We start from the raw sequence: 21,427 nt of genomic DNA on the forward strand, positions 1-21,427 counted from the left end.
GCGTGACACCGGACGGTGTCACGCCTCTGGCGCGATGGTCACCTGGTAACCGCTGGCCCGCAGGGCACTGATCAGCATGTCGGAGTGCTCGACGCCCCGGGTCTCCACCGACAGCGCCACCTCGACCTCGCCGAGGCGCAGGTGCGGGTTGGCCCGCTGGTGCTCCACGTCCACCACGTTGGCCCGCTGCTCGGCGATCTCGCTCAACAGCGAGGCGAGCTGCCCGGGGCGGTCCGAGCAGCGCACGGTGACCCGCAGGTAGCGGCCGGCCGCGGCCAGGCCGTGTTCGATCACCCGCAGCATCAGCAGCGGGTCGATGTTGCCGCCGGAGAGCACGGCCACCAGCGGGGTCTCCACCTCGACCACGCCGGCCAGCACCGCCGCCACGCCGACCGCACCGGCCGGCTCCACCACCTGCTTGCCGCGCTCCAGCAGCATGAGCAGCGCCCGCGAGATGTCCTCCTCGGTGACGGTGACGATCTCGTCGACGAGCTTGCGGACATGGGTGAAGGTGATGTCGCCGGGGCGGCCGACCGCGATGCCGTCGGCGATGGTGGCGAAGGCGGGCAGCCGTACCGGCTCGCCGGCCACCAGTGACGGCGGGAAGGCCGCCGCGCTCGCCGCCTGCACTCCGATCACCCGGACGTCCGGCCGGAGCGCCTTGGCCGCCACCGCCATGCCGGAGATCAGCCCGCCCCCGCCGACCCCGGTGACGATCGTCTTCACCTCGGGGCACTGCTCCAGGATCTCCAGCGCCACCGTGCCCTGCCCGGCGATCACATCCTGGTGGTCGAACGGGTGGATCAGCACCGCCCCGGTGCGTTCGGCGAACGTCTGCGCCGCCACCAGGGACTCGTCCACCGTGGCTCCGACCAGCTCGACCTGGGCGCCGTACCCCTTGGTGGCCGCCACCTTGGGCAGCGGCGCGTTCACCGGCATGAAGACGGTGGCGTGGGTGCCGACCAGCCCGGCGGCGAGCGCCACCCCCTGCGCGTGGTTGCCGGCGCTCGCCGCGACCACGCCCCGGGCGCGTTCCTGCGCCGACAGCCGCGAGATCCGCACGTACGCGCCGCGCACCTTGTACGACCCCGCCCGTTGGAGGTTCTCGCACTTGAGCCAGGCCGGGCCGCCGAGCGCGGCGCTGAGCGGGCGGGAGGGCTCCAGCGGGGTGATGCGGATGACGCCGGCGAGCAGCTCCCTCGCGGCCCGCACGTCGTCCAGGCTGACCAGTTCCGTCATGCCCCGATCGTGCCACCCGCCCCGCCGGACTCGGCCGGCGGCGGGGTGCCCGTCGGGCCGCCCGTGCTCGGCGCCGCCCCGGCCGGGCTGGCTGGCGCGGCCACGGTCATGCCGGGCACGATCGGGCCGGCGGGCATCCCGCGCGCGATCCGGGCGGTCTGCGCGGCGGAGATCCGGTGGATCAGCACGATAAGCGACCCCCCGGCCACCACACAGGCCAGCGTGGGCACGAGGTACGCCCCGGCCGACGAGGCGTAGTAGTCGACGTACGCCTCGAAGTCGGCCTCGGTCTCCGGTGGATACGGCAGAGCCTCGTACTCCGCGACGGAGCTGGTGAGTCGATCCGTGAACAGGTACGCCAGCCAGGCCGCCCACCAGACCCTGACCAGCCACGGGGTGCTCAGCCGCCAGAGGCTGTCCCGGGCGATGTTGGCCACCACCCGGTAGGGCACCACGACGTTGACGAACGGCACCAGCCACCCGGCGATCGCCCATCCGTCGGAGAGGGTCGGCCCGGCGCCCGGGAAGGCGTTCAGGTTCATCCGGGCCCGCCAGCTCCAGACGATGACGAGCACGACGGCCACCAGGAACGCCGCGCCGTGCGCCACCCCTGCCGTGAGTTCCAGCAGGCCAGTAATCAGCAGGAACTGGTCGCCGTCGGCCCCGGCCGCCGCCCGGTGCGCGACCAGTGCGTTGACCGGTTGGATCGCCAGCGTCAACAGGAGTGCCAGGGTGGTCGCGCCCACGGCGACCGCGGCGGCCCGACCGATACCGTGGACCGGCCGGACCCGGGCACCGGGGTACAGCGCGGGAGAACCGACCGGCGTGCGGCAGATCGGACATTCCATGGTGCGTACGTCGACGTCGGCGTCGCAGGTGTGGCAGCGCATGACCCTGGGTCCTCCCGGTACGTGGCACCGGGAGCGTAGAGGGTCAAGCGCTGGCCGGCGACCCCGTTCCGACGCGCGGGTAACCCGGGGCGTGCCGCGGCCACGGGGCCTCCATCTCGAACTGGCCGGCGACGCCGAGTAGCAGCAGTTCCGAGCCGGGCGGGCCGACCAACTGCACGGCTAGCGGCAGCCCGTCCGGGCGGCGGCCCACCGGCACCACCAGCGCCGGCAGGCCGGCGATGTTCCACGGTGCCGCGTACGGGGCGTACCGGATGTTGGCCAGCATGTTGGCCTGCCAGGACCGGGTCGACCAGTTGGTGGCCGGCGGCGGCACGGTCGCCAGGGCCGGGGTGAGCAGTAGGTCCACCGAGTGGTCGGCGAAGAATCCGATCGACCGTTCGCGCCAGGCGAGCCGGTCGGCCTCCCGGACGTACCCGCGCCGCCACGCCCATTCGCCGAGCGCGACGTGCCGGCGGCTGCGGCGTTGCAGGCTGCGCCGGTCGATCCCGACGGCGCGCACGTCCGCGGCGGCGGCCGCGAACCAGGTGGCGATGCCCTGCAACCCCAGGGCGGTCGGGTAGACGGGGTCGGCCGGCACGGTGTCGTGCCCGGCCGCGGCGAGCAGCCGGCCGGCGGCGGCGACCGCGTCCCGGTTCGGCGCGTCGGGCGACACGCCGCGCACCGGGGACCGCAGCGACACGCCGACCCGCAGCCGCTGCGGCGGGACGAGCTTCTCCTGGGCGCGGCCGGCGAGCACCTGGAAGCCGACGGCCGCGTCGGCGACCGTGGTGGTGAGCACGCCGTGCTCGGTCAACCCGAACCAGTCCTCCGCGCCGAGCTGGCAGGGCACCACTCCCCGCCCCGGCTTCAGGCCGACCAGGCCGCAGCAGGCGGCCGGGATGCGGATCGAACCGAGTCCGTCGTTGCCGTGGGCGATCGGCACCAGCCCCGCGGCCACCGCCGCCGCCGCGCCGCCCGACGAGCCGCCCGGGGTACGCCCCCGGTCCCAGGGGTTGCGGGTGATCGCCGTGTCGTCGTCGGTCACCCCCCAGAGGCCCAGCTCGGGCATCCGGGTGACACCGAGGATCACCGCGCCGGCACCGCGCAGCCGGCGGACCACCTCGTGGTCGGCCTCCGCCACCGCGGTACGCACCGCGGCGGAACCGTTCCAGGTGGGCATGCCGGCCACCGGGGTGTTCTCCTTGACCGCGACCGGCACCCCGGCCAGCGGCAGGTTGGCCAGGTCCTCCTGCTCGTCGACCTTCTCCGCCTCGGTGACCGCCGCCCCGCCGCGTACCGTGCGGAACGCGGCGAGGTCGACGTCGGCCTGCGCGACGTGGTCGAGGTGGTCGGCCAGAACCTGGGTGGCGGAGACGTCCCCCCGCCGTACGCCCCGGGCGATCTGTTTGGCGGTCGCCCCGACCCAGGTCGGCATGATGTCCTGCACGGCCATCCTCCCCAGCCAGCGGTCAGCCCAGCGCCTGCTCCAGATCGGCGAGCAGGTCTTCGACCGTCTCGATGCCGACAGACAGTCGCACGAGATCGCCGGGAACTTCAAGCGGCGAGCCGGCAGCACTCGCGTGTGTCATCCGGCCCGGGTGCTCGATCAGGGATTCCACCCCACCGAGCGACTCGGCGAGCACGAAAAGCTTGGCCCGGTTGCAGATCTCGACGGCGTGGTCCTCCCCGCCTGCGGCCCGGAACGAGATCATCCCGCCGAACCGGCGCATCTGCTTCGCCGCCACCTCGTGCCCGGGGTGCGAGGGCAGCCCCGGGTAGAGCACCTGACCGACCTTGGCGTGCCCGTCCAGGTACGCGGCGATCCGCTCGGCGTTGTCGCAGTGCCGATCCATCCGTACACCGAGGGTCTTGATGCCGCGCAGGGTCAGCCAGGCGTCGAACGGCCCGTTGACCGCGCCCATCGCGTTCTGGTGGTAGCGCAGCTGCTCGCCGAGTGCGGCGTCGGCCGCCACCAGCGCACCACCGACCACGTCGGAGTGCCCGCCGATGTACTTGGTGGTGGAGTGCACCACCACGTCCGCGCCGAGCGCGATCGGCTGCTGCAGGTACGGCGAGGCGAAGGTGTTGTCGACCACCAGCAGCGCTCCGGCGTCGTGCGCGACGGCGGCGAGGGTGGCGATGTCGGCGATGCCGAGCAGCGGGTTCGTCGGCGTCTCCACCCACACCACCTTGGTGACGCCGGGGCGGATCGCGGCCCGCACAGCGTCCGGGTCGGAGACCTTCGCCGGGGTGTACGCCAGGCCCCACCGCTCGGCCACCTTCGCGAAGAGCCGGTACGTGCCGCCGTACGCGTCGTCCGGGATGACCACGTGATCACCAGGGGCGCAGACGGTACGCAGCAGGGTGTCCTCGGCGGCCAGGCCGCTGGCGAAGGCCAGCCCGACCGGCCCGCCCTCCAGGGCGGCCAGGCACTCCTGGAGCGCGTCCCGGGTCGGGTTGCCGGAGCGGCTGTACTCGTAGCCGAGCCGGGGCGCGCCGACCGCGTCCTGGGCGTACGTGCTGGTCTGGTAGATCGGTGGGATCACCGCGCCGGTGCGGGCCTCGGGGTCCTGGCCGGCGTGGATGGCGAGCGTCTCGAAGCCGTGGTTCATTCCGCAGACGTTAGTCCTCCCGCCCCGTCCCAGCGTATGGAACCCGGCGCGGTTCGCCTCCGACGTCCTGTCGGACCGTTGGGCGATACTGGCCGGGTGACCCCGACCGAGACGCTGCCATCCCGCCTGATCGGCGTAGCCGACCGCATCCCGGCCTCGCTCGACCTGCTGGCAGGTCCCGATCATGGTCGCGTCGCCCTGCCCGTACGACTGGCCTGGTCCGGCCTGACCGAGTTCGACGTCGGCGACGCCCGACAGCGTCTGACGCTTTACCGCACGCTCCTGGATTGCGGCCAGCGTGAGGACATCATCCGCTATGTCAACGCCCTCCTGCTGCGCGCCGACTGGCCCCGGATCCGGCGGCTGACTTCCCGCCGCCTGGTTGCCGTCTGGGAGCGGCAGCTTCCCGAGTTGGCCGCATGACATGGAGGAACTACACCGACGGTTGCTGCGCATCGGCTTCGACGCCGGCGAGGATCTCGGCTTGGTCCTCGCGGGTGGTTACGCCCTGTCGGCACACGAGCTGACCAGTAGGCCCTCTCGGGACATCGACTTCGCAACGGCGACCGCCATGCCGCTGCCGGCGGTGGCCGAACGGCTCGCCGACGCCTACGTCGCCGGCGGCTTCGCCGCACGCATCATCGAGGCCACCCCGCGAATGGCGCGACTCGTGATCTCCGCGGAGGCGACCGAATGTGAAGTCGATCTCCTGAAGGAAGCGATCGGGCCTCCCGCGCAACTCAGCATCGGTCCTGTCCTCGCGCTCGAGGATGCGGTCGGGCTGAAGGTGCGAGCCCTGCACGAACGCGCAGCGCACCGGGACTACATCGACATCTGCGCCGCCAACGGCCGACTGAACCGGCACGAGCTGGAGTCGCTGGGCGCACAGCACACCATCGGTTTCTCCTTGGCGGAGTTGGCCGACCGGCTTGGTGGCGTCCGCGAACTTGATGACGAGACTTTCATGGCCTACGGGCTCAGCGAGGGCGACGTCGAGGCGCTGTGCGGGTGGGCGCTCGCCTGGGAGGCGGACATCCGGTCTCGGCTGGCGAACGGGGAGACCGGCCCGGTCGGCGTCGCAGGAGACGAGTGGGAGGCCTACCTCGATCCGGCGTAAGCCTGAGGCGGGCCGCCGGCCAGGGTTCGCCGGCCGGCATTAGCCTGGGCCGATGGCGGGGTGCGTGTTCTGCGGGATCGTGGCGGGCGAGGTGCCGGCGTTCCGGGTCGTCGATGAACCGGACGGGGTGGCGTTCCTGGACACCCGGCCGGTGTTCAAGGGGCACCTGCTGGTGGTGCCCCGCACACACCTGGTCACCCTCGCCGACCTGCCGCCGGAGTCCGTCGCCGGATACTTCGGCCTGGTCCGGCGGCTCGCCACGGCGGTGGAGGCCGGTCTGGGCGCGGGTGGCACGTTCGTGGCGATGAACAACAAGGTGTCCCAGTCGGTGCCGCACCTGCACACCCACGTGGTGCCGCGGACGAAGGGCGACGGGCTGCGCGGTTTCTTCTGGCCGCGTACCCGCTACGCGGACGACGCCGACGCCACCTCCTACGCGGACCGTATCCGAATCGCCCTCGGGGTGTGAGCGGGCCTGAGCGGACGCGGGGCGGGTAAGGAAGTGAGGTCCGCCGGTGTTGCAGGCGGGGAAGGGTACGAAAGGAGTTCCACCGTGTTCCTCCGCCGCATGAAGGCCGAGATGATCTCCCCCGACCGGGCCCTGCCCGGCCGCCCGATCGCGATGCCGGTCGCCGACCGGCACGAGGTGCTCGGGACCCCGCTGAAGGGTCCGTTCCCCGAGGGCTCGCAGGTCGCCGTGTTCGGCATGGGGTGTTTCTGGGGCGCCGAGCGGCTGTTCTGGACGCTGCCAGGAGTGTTCACCACCTCGGTCGGTTACGCGGGTGGTTACACCCCGAACCCGACCTACGAGGAGGTCTGCTCCGGCGAAACCGGGCACGCCGAGGTGGTCCAGGTGGTCTACGACCCCACGAAGATCAGCTACGAGGACCTGCTCAAGGTCTTCTGGGAGAACCACGACCCGACCCAGGGCATGCGCCAGGGCAACGACGTGGGTACCCAGTACCGGTCGACGATCTACGTCACCACCGACGAGCAGCTGGCCACCGCGCAGGCGTCCCGGGACGCGTTCGCGCCGATCGTGGCCCGCGCCGGCAAGGGTGAGATCACTACGGAGATCGGTCGGCTGGGTGACTACTTCCTGGCCGAGGACTATCACCAGCAGTACCTCGCGCCGACGAAGAACCCGAACGGCTACTGCAACCACGGCCCGAACGGGCTGAGCTGCCCGGTCGGCGTCGCCCGCACTGCCGGCTGACCACGTTCACGGGGAGGGCCCGCAGCATGGTGCTGCGGGCCCCTTCGGCACACCGCCACTACCTCGCCAGGCGCTCCCCCGCCGGTGTTGCGATGGCTACCCGCCGTAGATGACCGTCAGCGCGAACAGGAGCCAGGCGAGCGTCGTGACGCTCAGGAACACGATGTCGAACGCGATCTGGTGTTTCCGTCGCACCACCGCCAGCGCATGGTCGGTAAGGCCCCCGCATAACGACGCGACCACAGCCGCCACGCCGAGTAGGGCAACACCTGCCGCAACGACATCGCCCACCGGGTTCGGAATCGCCATCAGGGGAAGCGTGAGGACCAACAGCACCGCACCGAAGACGAACAGCAGAGCGAACATCAGTCGCGCGACGAGCGACTCCCATTCGCCCTCTGTCTCCTCGGTCGCCACCCGCCGCTCCGACGCGATCTTCTCCAGCCAGAGCGAATAGCCGGAGGAGAGGCTCCAATTGTCGGCGGCGCGCTTCCGCATCACGGACTCGATCGATCGCGCAACCCAGCCCGCCATGGTGAGGGGAAGCGGGAGCCGCGCCCCCTCACCACCGGCGCTTTTCACCAGAACCGCCGCGTCCTTCGATAGCTTCGAATCTCGTCGTACGTCCCTCTCGCAATGTTGAAGGAACTATACCCTCGGTCGATTCGATCAGCTCGCATGGTGTATCTCCGGTGGAAACCCCGGTGCGCGGCGGCGGCCTTCTGCCTCTTTCGCTTGTTGACCGCACCCTTTCCGGGCACGCCCTTCGGTGCGCGACTGATTGCCTTCGCTTTTCGTGCCTTGTTGTAGAACTTGAATGCCTTTCCGGCGCCGAAGGTGGCCGAGCCGGCGATATCCCACCACCCGGATCGGTCCCCGCGTGACACCTTGTAGATGCCGCGACCGAGGGAGATGGCAGCAGAGACGGCTGCGCAGGCACCACATCCGAACAGTCCCGCCACCGCCAGCACCGTCGCGGTCCGGTCGAAGATCTTGCCCCAACTGATCTTGCCGTCGAGGTCGAAGCAGTTGAGGGGGTCGCCGGAGCAGTAGTCGTACGGGTTGGCGTTGCCGCCGTAGACGGGGTCGACCTGGAGGAATCGGCCGGTGACGGGGTTGTAGAGGCGTACCCCCATCAGGATGATGCCGGACGGGGTGTCGGCGGCGCGTTGTTTGCCGCCGAGCCAGCCGTACCGTTGGGTACCGACATCGGCGGCGTTGCGTGGGACGCCGTACTCGGTGGTTTCGTTGGTACGGGAGAGTCCCTCGTCGTCACCGTCGATCGCTGCGACCAGATCGCCGTGCAGGTTGGCGATCTGCCAGTCGACCTGCCCACTCTCGCTGTCGTAGCTGCCCGCCATCCCGGAGATGCCGGTGACCGGGCGGGTGAACAGTTCGGCCGTCTCCTGCGTCCACGACGGGCTGTCCCCGTCGCCGTCGTAGTGATGCACCGACTGCACCGCGGTGCCGGTGGAGTTGTCGGTCCAGGAGCGGATCCGCTCTCCGGTCACATCGAGGGTGTAGTCGGTGGTCCGGCCGCCCTGCGTGATCGTGTCGACCAGATCGGTCGAGTGGTACGTGACCGTCACGTTCCCGCTCGATGAACTGGCGCTGTCGACCGCCGGCACCGTGGTCGTCCGGCCGAGGGCGTCATAGGTGTAGCCGGTGGTGTTCACCCGGTCGGCGGTGTCGTACGTCCAGGTCCGGGACGCCGCCGCCGCCGTGCTCTGGCAGGCACCGTCGCCGCCGGGTGCGTACTCGGTGACGGAGGTGCGATTCGACGAGGTGCTGAACCCGTAGGACCGGGTGGTGCACTGGCCGCCGATGGTGTCCCGGACCGAGGTGAGCCGGCCCGCCCTGTCGTAGCTGTAGGTCTGCCCCGACAGAGTGGACGCCCGGTCGCGCCCTTGGGCGTGCGCCGACTCGACCACTGACTCGGTGTAGAGGGTGCAGTCGGCGACGGCGCAGCCCGGCTTGACGTAGGTGAGGCCAGTCTGGTTGCCGGTCTCGTCGGTGGCGGTGGTGACCTGTACGCCGTTGGGCCAGGTCTCCGTGGTCAGGTTTCCGTCGGCGTCGTAGCTGCCGCTGAAGGTGCCGGCCTGGGTGTCGGTGACGGAGGTGGGTAGGCCGCGTCGTTCGGTGCCGCCGTCATAGGTGTAGGTGCGGGTGGCTTTGCCGTCGTTGCTGGTCGCCACCCGGCCGAGCAGGTCGTACGTGGTCGTGGAGCTGATCCCGTCGGCGTCGGTGTAGGAGGTCTGCCGGCCGAGGCTGTCGTAGCCCTGCTCCACCTGCGCGGTCGCCAGCCCACCGACCACCTGCTGGGTACGGACCAGCCGCCCGGTGGCCGGCTGGTAGACATTGCGGGTGATCGGTACCGCCGTGCCGAGCCCCGACGCCGCGGCCACGCTGATCTCGTACGCCCGGCCGGCGCTGTCGTAGGTCGTGGTGGTGGTCCGCAGCGTTGCGGCGTTGGTCTTCTCGGTGACCACCCGGGTCTGCTGGTGCATGTCGTAGGTGGTCACCGTGACCGGCAGTTCCGGCCCGGAGGCCGCCTGTCCGCCCGGCTGCACCCGGCAGGGCAGGTTCGCCCATTCCGGCCGCAGGTCGCATTCGGGGTAGCCGGAGCCGGAGGTGGCTCGGTAGTAGACGGTCCGGCGGGTGGCCGGGGTGGTGGTGCTGGTGCCGCCGGCCGGCGTGGTCGTGGCGGTGACCAGGCCGGTGATCGGGTCGTAGGTGGTGCGGGTGGTCAGGGCGAGACCACTCGGATCCACGGTCACCGCGGTCGGCTGGCGCAGGCCCCAGTCGTAGGTGATGGTGCTGGTGCGGATGTCGTGGTCGCTTTCCACGCCGCCCGCGTCCCAGATCCGCACGCCGACGTCCTGCTTGGTGATCAGGTTGTACGGCCCGCCGGTGTTGGGTGCACCCTGGTCGTAGGTGTTCATCGTGTGCTTGCGCCCACGCACCACCACGCCGCTGTCCAACATCACGTCGTGTTCCGGTTCGAGGGTGCTGGTGAGTCGCTGCCCATCGGCGGAGTAGATGTTGAGCGTGGATCGGCTGCGGGCCAGCATGCTCTCCGCCGCCGCGTTGTCAGACGCACTGGCGTTGAGGGCGCGGGCCCGGTTCCCGGCGGTGAGCGTGCGGACGGTGTTGCCGAACTGGTCGTACCAGGTGGCGTTGAGGTGCCCGCCCGGCGTGGCGGTGTTGACCTGCCGGGCGTTGGCGTCCAGGTAGGTGACCGTGGCCCGCTCGTACGACGAGGGCAGTGCTCCGGTGGCCGGGTTACCGGTGGGCACCTGGTTCGCCGGGAAGACCGCGGTCGCGTCGACGGGCGCCTCGGGCTGCGCCCACCGGTTGGTCTGCGTCGGCGACAGGTCGTACGGCGCACCCGCACCGGAGACCGGCACCTGGTAGACCAACGTCTGGGTGGCGGTGCCGGCGCTCAGTGCGGTGCGGGTCACCTTGTGCAGCCGACCAACACCCGGGTCACCCGGGACGGTGGTGTAGCTCAGCTGCCATGGCTCCTCCGCCACCGGCTTGACCGCGCTGAGGATCCCGTCGGTGGTGTAGTCGTAGGTTTCCCGCAGCTGACGCGTGGTGCCGGCGTCGTTCCAGTCCAGCCTCGGGTCCCAGGTCGCGCGCAGCCGGCCGGCGTTGTCGTACGCGTACCGGGCAATCGGCACGGCACGCATGGCCGGGGTCGGCAGGTCCGGGTCCCAGGCGGTGAACGCGATCTCCTTCACCCGGCCGGTGTAGTCACCCCACGCCGACTCGGCCGTGCCGGTCGCGGTCGTCGTGGTGGCGTAGGTGAAGGTCAGCGCGCGGCAGCCCCGGGTCAGCGTGGCGCAGTTGACCCCGTCCGCCACCGGCGCGAGCATCCGGACCGGACGGACCACCTCCTTGCCGGCGACGGTGGCCCTCTCCCAGCCCAACGTGGTGGTCTGGTTGTTGCCAGGCACCATCACCGAGGTCGGGAAGTATTTCCCCGCCGCCGTGCCGGCCACCCTCGTGAAGGTGACGTTGTTGCCGTCTTCGTCGATCAACGAGTACGAGTCACTGCCGCTGGCATAGGACAGCCGCAGGAACTCCATCCCGATTTCCGGGTCGAAGGCGGTCGCCGTGCGCTTGGTGAATCCGATCGTGTCGCCCTCCGGCAGCCCGACCTGCACCAGCGACCCGTACACGGTCAGCGACGTGTAGGGAGATTCCGCCTCCTCCACCACCGTGCCGGAGACCCAGCCGGGCCCGAACATGTTCGCCGCGTCCGACTGCCCGGCCCGCCGCGAGTTGTACGACCGGGTCACCGTCAGGTCGCTGCCGTACGAGTCGACCGACACGTCGGTGTCCGAGAGGCTGTAGTTGCCGGTGATCAGGTTGACCGAGCCCGGGCCGATCTCCTGGGACGCCGCCGACGCCTGATCCCGGTCAAACGTGATCTTCACCGCGCTGGACGTGCCGCCCGTGCCGCCGGTGAACGTGCCCCGCAGCTGCAACGGACCGTTGCGCGGAATCGACTCCGCGTCCGCAGCGGCGAGGGTGGCCTCGACGTCCCAGTTCAACTTGGCGAAGTTGCCACCGCCGGTGGTGGGGAGCGGCCAGGTCACCGCGCCGCCACCGGCGGCGACCGTGACGTGCCCGGCCGGGATGTTCACCCACGCGTCGGCGTCACCACGCCGCCACTGGTACGTCACCCCGGTCGCCGCCGCCTGGCCGATACCGGTGATCGCGGTCTTCGCCGCGGTGAGGTCGCCTTCCTTCGGTGCCGTCACCGCCCCGGAGCCGACGTTGAACGTGTAGCTGCGGATCGCCGACTGGTTGCCCGCCCGGTCCCGCGACCGCACGTACAACGTCTGCGGACCATCCGCCGTCGGCGTGATCGACACCGTCGCGTTCGCCCCCAGGCTCGGCGCGTTCACCGTCTGGTTCGGCGGGTTCACGTTGAGCCCGTACTCGTACGCCGCCACGTCGCTCACGCCGGAGGCACCGAAGGTGAAGCTGCCCGCCGTCCCCACCGCACCGGCCCACTGACCGGCCGGGTACGCCGTCGACGACACCGTCGGCATCGCCGACGGCTCCACCGTGTCGATGATCATCGCGCAGTAGCCGGTCCACGGGCCGTTCGCGCTGCCGTCGTTGCCGCGGACCCGCCACGAGTAGGTGCCGCCCTCGGCGAACGCTCCGGCCGGCACCGTGGTCGCCAGCCAGGAACCCGAGGCGCCGGGGCCGACGGTGGTGCCGCCGATCCGGGTGCCGCCGCCGGTCAGCCACTCGAACTCGGCCCGCACCTGCGAGCCCTCCGCGTCGGTGATCTGCGCCCGCAGCTGCGGTGTCTTCGTGTTCACGTACGGCGTGCTGGTACCCGTCGCGCACGGCAGCGACGGCACGGTCGCCCGCGCCGTGGCCGTGGGCGGCGTCTGGTAGGTCAGCGTCACGTACGGGTCGTTCGCGCCCTCCATCGAGTGGAACCTCTTCCACCCGAAGTTGTCCGTCTCCGAGGCGGCCCGCAGCCCGATGTTGACGGTGCTACAGCAGGTGACGCCGTTGGCGTGGTCGGCGAAGGCGGTCGTGACCGACGCGTTGACCCGACCGGCGGCGCACGAGGAGTTGTAGCCCTTGGTCGCGGTGGTGTAGCCCAACCGCTTCACCCACGTCGGCTGGTTCGTCCACCGGGCGGAGGTGTTGACGTAGCCGGTCTGCCAGGTCTCCCACTGCCGCGCCGTGCACGACCAGGAGTGGTGGTTCCACAGGTACAGCGTCGCCGCCTGGACCTGCTTGCCCTGCAGCCACTCCATGCTGTGGAAACTGAGGAACGAGCGAGCCTTCGTCGTGCCGCCGTCATAGGTGCCGACCTTCAACTCGGTCGCCGCGGACTGGTCGCTGGTGAAGCCGACCTGCACGAACGCGTCGTAGTTCGGCTTGAGCGTCACGGCGGGGTCGATGGTCACCGGGAAGGTGGTCGCCTTGTCGGTCAACCACGCCTCGTCCGGGGTGAGGGTCACCGCCAGGCGGCCCGCCTTGGCCGCGCCGACCTTCTTACCGACCCGGGTCTGCCGCAGCCGCTCGCCGGACTTCGCATCGACCCGCGCGTCCCACATCAGCGGTTCCGGTGACACACCGACGGTCTCGCCGGCGGCGTCACGGATCTCGAAGCCGCCCCGGTCGTCCGCCACCGCCTTGAGGCCCTTGCCGCGCAGCGGCAGGGCGATGCTGCGTACCTGCGCGACCGCGGCCCGGTTCTTGACCACCAGGAACTGCTCGAAACCGGTCCGGGTCGCCTCGACGACCAGGTCCACCCCGGGGCGCACCTCGGGATAGGTGGCCCGGACGCCGTCCACCTCCGGCTCCGGGAGTTCTCCGGACCAACCCAGGGAGAGCTGGTCGCTGTCCCGGCCGACCGTGACGAGGTCGTGCTCACCGGAGCCGGCAGCGCCGGAGAGCCGTAGTCCGCTCGGGTGGACCTTCGCCCGGACCGAACCGTCCGGCTGCTTGGCCAGGTTGAAGTCGACCGCCTGCCACTCGCCGGCATCGTCGCGCACCCGTACCGGACCGAGGTGGACCTCTGCCTCCACCCGACCGTCCGGTAGCGCCCAGAACTCCGAGGTCTCGGAGGTCATCTCGCCGATGCGTACCTTCTTGCCGGTCAGCCGCGCCGTGTGAATCGCGGCGGCCTCGTCCGGCCGTTCCAGCGTCTGCGGTGCCGCCGGTGCTGGCGCGGGCTCCGACGGGGGCGCCGCCTGCGCCGGCCGGGCAACGGCCCAGTCCGCCATGGTCGCGGCGAGCACGACAGCCAGTCCGGCACCTATCCACCGCTGCGCTGTGCGCCGTGCCTGGCCTGACTCTCGTTCGTGCGAAGGCATAGTCGTAGAACTACGCACTGATCCTCCCCCGTGGTGACAGCGTGTGGTCAGACCGTATGAGCAGCGAGACGTCGACACATCCCTATATCCACTACGGAAGATCGACCGTTCGGCCCTTGCCAGGCGGCGAACGGCGACGCTCTGGACACCGCGCGCACCTACCGGCTACCGGGCCGCGATCCGGATAGCGGCATTCGTCACATTGCGGGGGCGGCACCGATCGGTACGAGCGCACTGACGTCGACACGAAACGCCCGGAATCCCCGGTGCCGTTTCGCCAACTTGATCGCGGGGGCGGGGATTCTAGCAATGCTGTTACACGACCGTCATAGTCTCAACAGGCGAATCGCAACAACCTCTGGCAGCATGGGCTGGCATGTGCGGACTGGCTGGAGAGTTCCGACGGGACGCGACGCGTGCCGACGTCGCCACGGTGGAACGGATGGCCACCACGATGTGCGACCGGGGGCCCGACGGCAGCGGAGTGTGGGCCCAGGGGCCGGTGGCCCTCGGTCACCGGCGGCTGAAAATCATTGACCTGTCGGCCGCCAGCGGCCAGCCCATCGTGGACTCCGCCGCCGGCCTGACCGGCGTCTTCAACGGCTGCATCTACAACTACCGTGAGCTGCGCGCCGAGTTGCAGGCCAAGGGCCACCACTTCTTCTCCAGCGGGGACAGCGAGGTCGTCGTCAAGGCGTACGCCGAGTGGGGGCTCGACTTCGTCGACCACCTGGTCGGCATGTTCGCCGTGGCGATCAGCGAGCGGGACACCGGCCGCCTGGTGCTCGCCCGGGACCGGCTCGGCATCAAGCCGCTCTACCTCGCCGAGTCGCCCGACGTGGTGCGGTTCGCCAGCACGCTGCCCGCGCTGCTCGCCGGTGGCGGCGTGGACACCACCATCGACCCGGTGGCGCTGGCCCACTACCTCAGCTTCCACAGCATCGTGCCGCCGCCCCGCACCATCCTGCGTGGCGTCACCAAGCTGCCACCGGCGACCGTCCGGGTCTACGAGCCCGACGGTCGCACCCATGAGCGGGTCTACTGGGACCCACCGTTCCTCCGCCGGCCCGAGCACACCGGATGGTCCGAGAAGGACTGGCAGGATGCCCTGCTGGAGTCGCTGACCACCGCCGTACGTCGGCGGATGGTCGCCGACGTGCCGGTCGGCGTGCTGCTCTCCGGCGGCCTGGACTCCAGCCTGGTGGTCGCCCTACTCGCCGGTGAGGGGCAGCGCGGGCTGTCCACCTTCTCCATCGGCTTCGACGCCGTCGGCGGCCGGGAGGGCGACGAGTTCCGCTACTCCGACGTGGTCGCCAAGACCTTCGACACCGACCACCACCAGATCCGGGTCGCCGCGCAGGATCTGGTGCCCCCGCTGGAGGCCGCCGTCGCGGCCATGAGCGAACCCATGGTCAGCCACGACTGCGTGGCGTTCTACCTGCTCAGCCAGGAGGTGTCGCGGCACGTCAAGGTGGTGCAGTCCGGCCAGGGCGCCGACGAGATCCTGGCCGGCTACCACTGGTACCCGCCGCTGCACCGGATCGACCGTGAGCAGGCCCTCGACACGTACGCCCAGGCGTTCTTCGACCGCGACGCGGCCGGGCTGGCCCGGGTGCTCAACCCCGACTGGCTCGCCGATGGCGACCCGGCGCGGGCGTTCGTCGCCGGGCACCTGGCCCGGCCCGGCGCGCAGACCGCGGTCGACGCCGGCCTGCGCCTCGACACGCAGATCATGCTCACCGACGACCCGGTCAAGCGGGTCGACAACATGACCATGGCGCACGGGCTGGAAGCCCGGGTGCCCTTCCTGGATCACGAGTTCGTGGAGCTGGCCGCCGCCTGCCCGCCGGAGCTGAAGCTGGCCCAGGGCGGCAAGGGTGTGCTCAAGGAGATCGGCCGCCGGGTGTTGCCGCACGAGGTGATCGACCGACCCAAGGGCTACTTCCCGGTGCCGGGCCTCACCCACCTGGAGGGCAAGCTCCTCGACCGGGTACGCGACGCGCTGTCCGCGCCCGAGGCCCGCCGCCGCGACCTGTTCCGCGCCGATTACGTCAACGCCCTGCTCGACGCGCCCAACGCCGAACTGACCCCGTTGAACGGAAACAAGCTGTGGCAACTCGGACTCCTGGAAATGTGGCTCCAGAGCCACGGAATCGACTGACCGTGACCGACACCCTGGCAACGGGGGTGGCCCGGACCGACCGGGGTCGGGGCGCGGGACGGCGGTACGAGCGGGTCGGGCCGGGCGGTGATCCGGTCGCCCCGGGCGGTGATCCGGTCGCCGCGGGCGGCGGTCCGGACGCCGGGGAGGACGAACGCCCGAACGGCGGCGAGGGGATCGTCCTCGACTGCGGTTGGGGCCGGCTGGTCTTCGGGCAGACCTTCACCGACCAGGCCGCCGTCGCCGACGTGCTGCGCTCCGAGGCGGCCGGCGCCCGGGACATCTGCATCTACCTGCGCGACCCGCACGTACTGGTCTCCCGGCTGCCCGACGAGCTGTTCATCGACCCGTCGCTGACCTACCGGCTGCCGCTCGGCGACACCCGGGGCGGCCCGCGGCAGGCCACCGGGACCGCCGAGGAGGCCGGCACCGCCGACACACCGGCGCCGATCGACGGCCGGCCGGAACTGCCCGGGGTACGCATCCGCCGGCTGCGCGACGCCGCCGACGCAGACGCGGTCAACCGGATCTACGCGGCCAACGGCATGGTCACCGCGCCGGTCGAGGTGCTGGTCGACAACGCCGCCACCGATCGCTTCCTGCACCTGGTTGCGGAGGCGACGACCGGCGAGATCGTTGGCACCATCACCGGCGTCGATCACGTGGCGGTCTTCGACGACCCGGACCGGGGGGCCAGTCTCTGGTGCCTGACCGTCGACTTCAACCAGGCGCCGCCCGGCACCGGCCAGGCGCTGATCACCGAGCTGGCCGCCCGGCTGGTCGCCCGGGGCCGGGCGTACGTCGACCTGTCCGTGCTCGCCGAGAACGCCGGGGCGATCCGGCTCTATGAGCGGCTCGGCTTCTACCGCACCGCCACGCTCTGCGTGAAGCGCAAGAACCCGATCAACGAGCGGCTGTTCCTGCCGGCCATGCCGGTCGGCTACGACGGGCTCAACCCGTACGCCAAGATCGTCGCCGACGAGGCGATGCGGCGGGGCATCCGGGTGGAGGTGACCGATCCGGAGTGGGGCGAGCTGCGGCTGACCAGTGGCGGCCGGACGATCCTCACCCGGGAGTCGCTGTCCGAGTTGACCTCGGCGGTGGCGATGAGCCGCTGCGACGACAAGCGGGTCACCCGCCGGATCCTGACCGAGGCCGGCCTGTCGGTGCCGGGCGGGCGTACCGCCACCGGTGACTCGGCCGACGCGGAGTTCCTGGCCGAGGTGGGCCAGCTGGTGGTCAAGCCGGCGCGTGGCGAGCAGGGCAACGGCATCACCGTGGGGGTCGGCACCACCGAGGCGCTGGCCGCCGCCGTCGAACTGGCCGCCCGGTTCTGCCCCGACGTGCTGCTCGAAGAGCTGTGCACCGGGGAGGATCTGCGGGTCGTGGTGATCGACCACGAGGTGGTGGCCGCCGCGGTACGCCGGCCCGCCTCGATCACCGGCGACGGCGTGCACGACATCGCCGAGCTGATCGAGCGGCAGAGCCGCCGCCGGGCCGCCGCCACCGGTGGCGAGTCCCGCATCCCGCTGGACGACATGACCCGGGACGTGGTCGCCGAGGCCGGGTACGAACTGCCCGACGTGCTGCCCGAGGGGCAGGTGCTCGCCGTACGGCGGACCGCCAACCTGCACACCGGCGGCACCATCCACGACGTCACGGGCGAGCTGCACCCGGTGATCGCCGAGGCGTGCGTGGCCGCCAGCCGGGCGCTGGACATCCCGGTCACCGGGCTCGACCTGCTGGTTCCGGCACCGGACCGACCCGACCACGTCTTCATCGAGGCCAACGAGCGGCCCGGGCTGGCCAACCACGAACCGCAGCCCACGGCCGAGCGTTTCGTGGATCTGCTCTTCCCCGGGACGCGGGCACCGCAACGGCTGTGGACCCCGGCGGGTGCGGCACCATCTGGTGCATGACCGTACGCAAGACCACTCCGCTGCCGATCGACCTGGACTACCTGCGCCAGGTGCTGGTCGAGCTGCTGGACATCCCGAGCCCGTCCGGGCGCACCGACCACGTGCAGCAGTACGTGGGCGAGCGGCTCTCCGCGCTCGGCATCCCGTCCACGCTGACCCGTCGGGGCGCGCTCAGCGCCTGCCTGCCCGGCCCTCGGGAGACCGGGGCGGACCGGGCGATCGTGGTGCACACCGACACCATCGGCGGGATGGTCAAGCGGCTGAAGGAGAACGGCCGGCTGGAGCTGAAGCCGATCGGTACGCACAGCGCCCGGTTCGCCGAGGGGGCCCACGTACGGATCTTCACCGATGACCTGGAGCGAGTGATCACCGGCCAGGTGCTGCCGCTCAAGGCCAGCGGGCACCGCTACAACGAGGGGGTCGATCTCCAGGGCATCGGCTGGGAGCAGGTCGAGGTACGCGTCGACGAGCCGGTGGACGACATCGCCGGCCTGCGGGCGCTCGGCATCGACGCGGGCGACTTCGTGGCGTTCCTGCCCAACCCGACGGTCACGCCCAGCGGGTACGTCAAGTCCCGGCACCTGGACGACAAGGCCGGGGTGGCCGCGGTGCTCGCCGCGATGAAGGCGATGGTCGACGCGGGGGTGAAGCCGGTGGTCACCGCGCACCTGCTGGTCACCGTGACCGAGGAGATCGGCCACGGCGCGTCGCACGGTCTCGACCCGGACGTCGCCGAGATCGTCTCGGTGGACGCGGCGGTGGTCGCGCCCGGGCAGCAGTCCCGGGAGCATGCCGCCACCCTGGCGATGGGTGACGGGGTGGGGCCGTTCGACTACCACCTCACCCGGAACCTGGCGGCGATCGCCCGCGAGCACGACGTGGACCTGGTCCGGGACGTCTTCGACTACTACCGCTCGGACGTGGCGGCGGCGGTGGAGGCGGGGGCGCATGCCCGGGTGGCGCTGCTCGGCTTCGGCGTAGACGCCACCCACGGCCACGAGCGCACCCACCTCGACGGGCTGCGCCACCTGGCCCAGTTGCTCTGCCTCTACCTACAGAGCGACCTGGTGTTCCCCGAGTGGGACGCCGAGCCGGAGGGCGACCTGGCCGACTTCCCGTCGCTGGCGGTCCAGCCGGCCAGCGCGGACGGCCCCCGGGAGGGCCCGATCGGTATCGCCCAGGCGTCCTGACCGTCGCTCCCGTGCGCGCCGGGTCGGCCCCACCGCCGGCCCGGCGCGGCGGCGCACCGTCCGACGGGCTGCGGGCGGTGGCTGGCGGGGCGCCGGCCGGCAGCCGGCACCCCGCAGCCGACCCTTACCGGTCCGTCCCCTTCGCCTCGTTGAGGAGCGCGACGAGCGCCTCGGTCACGCGCAGCACTGCGTCCCGGGCCGCAGGGTCACCGGTGATCAGGGCATCCGCCTTGTCGGCCAGGTGCCCCAGCAGGACGATCGCGGGACGATCGCGGCCGTCGACACCCGCCCGCTCGGCAGGCCCGAGGCGGACCTCGAGCTGCGCCCCGACGCGCTCGGTGATCCGGCCGGCGGCGACGTACTCGCCGATGAGTTCGCGGATGTCGGAGTACCAGGCGGGGTCACGGGTGAACGCCCGCGGGAGGTAGCCGGCACGGACGTTGGCCATGGTCACCGCCACGGTCTCGTCGACGTACGACGACACGGTCGGGTAGAGCGCGGCGAGCTGAGCGTCGGACAGCGGCACCGAGCTGCCGTCGAGGAAGCAGAAGCCCGGCCCGGTGTTGCTGCCGCTGTTGATCCGCAGCGGCACCTCGTGCTGGGCGAGCCGGATGCCGCCGAGCGCGAGCCCGAGTTCGTCACGGGCAACGGTGTTGCCCGTCATCTGGATCTTCGGCGCGATCGGCGGCTGCACGCCGTGGGCAATCCAGTTGGCGGTGTGGTCGTACACCGCGTTCTGCACCATGTGCTGCGGCACCCGCGACAGCGCCGGCAGCGCGCAGGTCTGCGGCTCACCCGGGTATCCGCCGGGGTAGCTGCCGATGTCCCGCTTCCGCAACGGGCCGTAGTCGGTGATGAGCTTCCAGTCCCCGTGCGATGCGCCGGCCACCTCCCAGGAGCGGAGGACCGGCGAGTCGGCCTGCGCCCGGGCCGCCGCGGGAAGGATCCCGCTGGACACGTCCCCCTCGGAGTTGATCCGGAACACCGGGCGGGTGAGGTCGGTACGCAGGACCCCGCCGCCGCCGTGCAGGACGACCCCGTCGACGACGTTGGCCAGCGGCTGAACGCCGTTGTAGTAGTTCGCGAGGCGCCCGGCCGACTGCGAGTGACCGGTCGCGATCACGTACTGGGGCGACAGTCGGCCGAGCGGGGCGACGCCGGTCGGGCTGCGTACCGCCTTCACCGCCTGGCTGAAGATGTCGTACGAGAGGCTGTCGTCGTTGATCGTCCCGCCCACGGTGACGTCCAACGTGCCGTAGCGGGTCGGGCTCCAGGCCAGCAGGCCCGTCGGGGAGTGCAGCCCGGCCCGCTGGGCGGAGACGCCGACCCACGCGTACCCCTCCCGGATCAGGTGCTCGTGCGACTGGAACCAGTCGACCTCCTGGTCCCACTGGTTGCTGACGTTGTTCCACTCGGCGATCACCACGCCGTTGAACGCCTTGGGGGTGAGCGGCCGGCGGACCACGATCCGGGTGGCGTACGGGTGGTCGGCGCTGGTCACCACCGCCGTGTCGGTACCCCGCGTCGCGTAACGGGTCGCCGTGCCCGAGATGAAGAACTCCTGCTCGACGTAGCCGAGCGCGGCGAGGTTGAGGTCGGTCGCGAGGAACGGGTACCCACGGCTGGGATGCCCGACCTGGGAGGTCCGGGCGATCGGCCCGGCGACCACCGGGTCGGCGACGCGTTCACCGGTCGCAGTGGAGGGACGGGCTGCTCCCGGGCCGCGGTCGACGGCGGCGGCGGGCGGGGCGAGGGACACGGTCAACGTGCCGGCCAGGCCCAGTGCGAGCAGGAACCGAGGGGCATGTCGGCGGAACGTGGGCAGGACAGACAAGGTTCACCTCACGATGGGGAGCGACTGGTGAGACGTCTGTTGGCGGTGGGGAGGCCGTTACCGTTCTGCCGCACACCGTAACGGTCGAATCAGGCGAAAGATAGGGCGCGAGCGTCGCATCTTTTGCTGATTCCTACGAAAGTCACCCATGGTGCCTGTGATCGAAATCCGTTGCCCGGCCGGGGCCGACTGGATAGCGTGGCGGTACACGGGAAAGGAGGTGGTCCAGACTTGTATAGCAATCGGACTCGTGAGGTGGCTGTCCGCTAGCCGCTGTCCTCGACAGTGATCCGACCCTGCGGGGGCGGACAGTAAGAATCGTCGAGACCGTGTGGCAGCGGTGCGGCGAAACCACGACAGCCACCCGACCCCCGGGGTGCCGGCCCAGTCCA

14 protein-coding genes are annotated in these 21,427 nt (G+C 71.2%); 7 read left to right on the forward strand and 7 right to left on the reverse strand.

Annotation, left to right across the window (positions count from 1 at the left end; translation table 11 throughout):
* Positions 1 to 18: 18 nt before the first annotated feature.
* Genes ilvA through C1I95_RS03625 form a run of 4 tightly spaced genes read right to left on the reverse strand, consistent with a single transcriptional unit; the run spans position 19 to position 4,741 of the window.
* Positions 19 to 1,239 (reverse strand): threonine ammonia-lyase, encoded by a 1,221-nt coding sequence (gene ilvA / locus C1I95_RS03610; protein ID WP_111212320.1) that lies wholly within the window; start codon positions 1,237 to 1,239, stop codon positions 19 to 21.
* A complete protein-coding gene (locus C1I95_RS03615) occupies positions 1,236 to 2,129 on the reverse strand; it encodes a DUF4328 domain-containing protein (RefSeq protein WP_111212321.1) in 894 nt (297 codons plus the stop codon). Before C1I95_RS03615 ends, ilvA begins: the two co-directional genes overlap by 4 nt.
* 43 nt (positions 2,130 to 2,172) lie before the next feature.
* On the reverse strand, positions 2,173 to 3,582 hold the full coding sequence (locus C1I95_RS03620; RefSeq protein WP_111212322.1) for an amidase: 1,410 nt from the start codon (positions 3,580 to 3,582) through the stop codon (positions 2,173 to 2,175).
* Between the two features lie 16 nt (positions 3,583 to 3,598).
* Positions 3,599 to 4,741, reverse strand: coding sequence for a cystathionine gamma-synthase (locus tag C1I95_RS03625; protein WP_111212323.1), 1,143 nt, complete (start codon positions 4,739 to 4,741; stop codon positions 3,599 to 3,601).
* Positions 4,742 to 4,837: 96 nt separating this feature from the next.
* On the opposite strand from C1I95_RS03625, the gene C1I95_RS03630 reads away from it, so the two are divergent.
* The 4 genes from C1I95_RS03630 to msrA all read left to right on the forward strand — a co-directional run bounded on the left by C1I95_RS03630 (position 4,838) and on the right by msrA (position 7,074).
* On the forward strand, positions 4,838 to 5,164 hold the full coding sequence (locus tag C1I95_RS03630) for a hypothetical protein (RefSeq protein ID WP_111212324.1): 327 nt from the start codon (positions 4,838 to 4,840) through the stop codon (positions 5,162 to 5,164).
* Between the two features lie 22 nt (positions 5,165 to 5,186).
* Complete coding sequence (locus C1I95_RS03635) at positions 5,187 to 5,858, forward strand: nucleotidyl transferase AbiEii/AbiGii toxin family protein (protein WP_158566276.1); 672 nt, start codon at positions 5,187 to 5,189, stop codon at positions 5,856 to 5,858.
* Between the two features lie 52 nt (positions 5,859 to 5,910).
* On the forward strand, positions 5,911 to 6,327 hold the full coding sequence (locus tag C1I95_RS03640) for an HIT family protein (RefSeq protein WP_111212326.1): 417 nt from the start codon (positions 5,911 to 5,913) through the stop codon (positions 6,325 to 6,327).
* An 84-nt stretch (positions 6,328 to 6,411) separates the two neighbouring features.
* Complete coding sequence (msrA, locus tag C1I95_RS03645) at positions 6,412 to 7,074, forward strand: peptide-methionine (S)-S-oxide reductase MsrA (RefSeq protein WP_111212327.1); 663 nt, start codon at positions 6,412 to 6,414, stop codon at positions 7,072 to 7,074.
* Between the two features lie 96 nt (positions 7,075 to 7,170).
* Here the strand turns inward: msrA and C1I95_RS03650 are convergent, their stop codons facing one another.
* Together C1I95_RS03650 and C1I95_RS03655 are read right to left on the reverse strand one after the other, a co-directional pair.
* The gene (locus C1I95_RS03650; protein ID WP_146605626.1) at positions 7,171 to 7,572 is read right to left on the reverse strand and encodes a hypothetical protein; all 402 of its coding nucleotides are present in this window, start codon (positions 7,570 to 7,572) and stop codon (positions 7,171 to 7,173) included.
* A gap of 80 nt (positions 7,573 to 7,652) precedes the next feature.
* Complete coding sequence (locus C1I95_RS03655) at positions 7,653 to 13,856, reverse strand: RHS repeat-associated core domain-containing protein (protein WP_111212329.1); 6,204 nt, start codon at positions 13,854 to 13,856, stop codon at positions 7,653 to 7,655.
* A 451-nt stretch (positions 13,857 to 14,307) separates the two neighbouring features.
* Between C1I95_RS03655 and C1I95_RS03660 the strand changes: the two genes are divergently transcribed.
* The 3 genes from C1I95_RS03660 to C1I95_RS03670 are packed head-to-tail and all read left to right on the forward strand — an operon-like array spanning position 14,308 to position 19,201.
* Positions 14,308 to 16,092, forward strand: coding sequence for an N-acetylglutaminylglutamine amidotransferase (locus C1I95_RS03660; protein WP_111212330.1), 1,785 nt, complete (start codon positions 14,308 to 14,310; stop codon positions 16,090 to 16,092).
* Between the two features lie 2 nt (positions 16,093 to 16,094).
* The gene (ngg, locus tag C1I95_RS03665) at positions 16,095 to 18,011 is read left to right on the forward strand and encodes an N-acetylglutaminylglutamine synthetase (RefSeq protein WP_111212331.1); all 1,917 of its coding nucleotides are present in this window, start codon (positions 16,095 to 16,097) and stop codon (positions 18,009 to 18,011) included.
* Complete coding sequence (locus C1I95_RS03670) at positions 18,008 to 19,201, forward strand: osmoprotectant NAGGN system M42 family peptidase (protein ID WP_111212339.1); 1,194 nt, start codon at positions 18,008 to 18,010, stop codon at positions 19,199 to 19,201. Before ngg ends, C1I95_RS03670 begins: the two co-directional genes overlap by 4 nt.
* Positions 19,202 to 19,325: 124 nt before the next feature.
* Here the strand turns inward: C1I95_RS03670 and C1I95_RS03675 are convergent, their stop codons facing one another.
* The gene (locus C1I95_RS03675) at positions 19,326 to 21,035 is read right to left on the reverse strand and encodes an alpha/beta hydrolase domain-containing protein (protein WP_146605628.1); all 1,710 of its coding nucleotides are present in this window, start codon (positions 21,033 to 21,035) and stop codon (positions 19,326 to 19,328) included.
* Between the last annotated feature and the right edge of the window lie 392 nt (positions 21,036 to 21,427).

This window comes from Micromonospora craterilacus (assembly GCF_003236315.1).
Classification (GTDB): Bacteria; Actinomycetota; Actinomycetes; order Mycobacteriales; family Micromonosporaceae; genus Micromonospora; species Micromonospora craterilacus.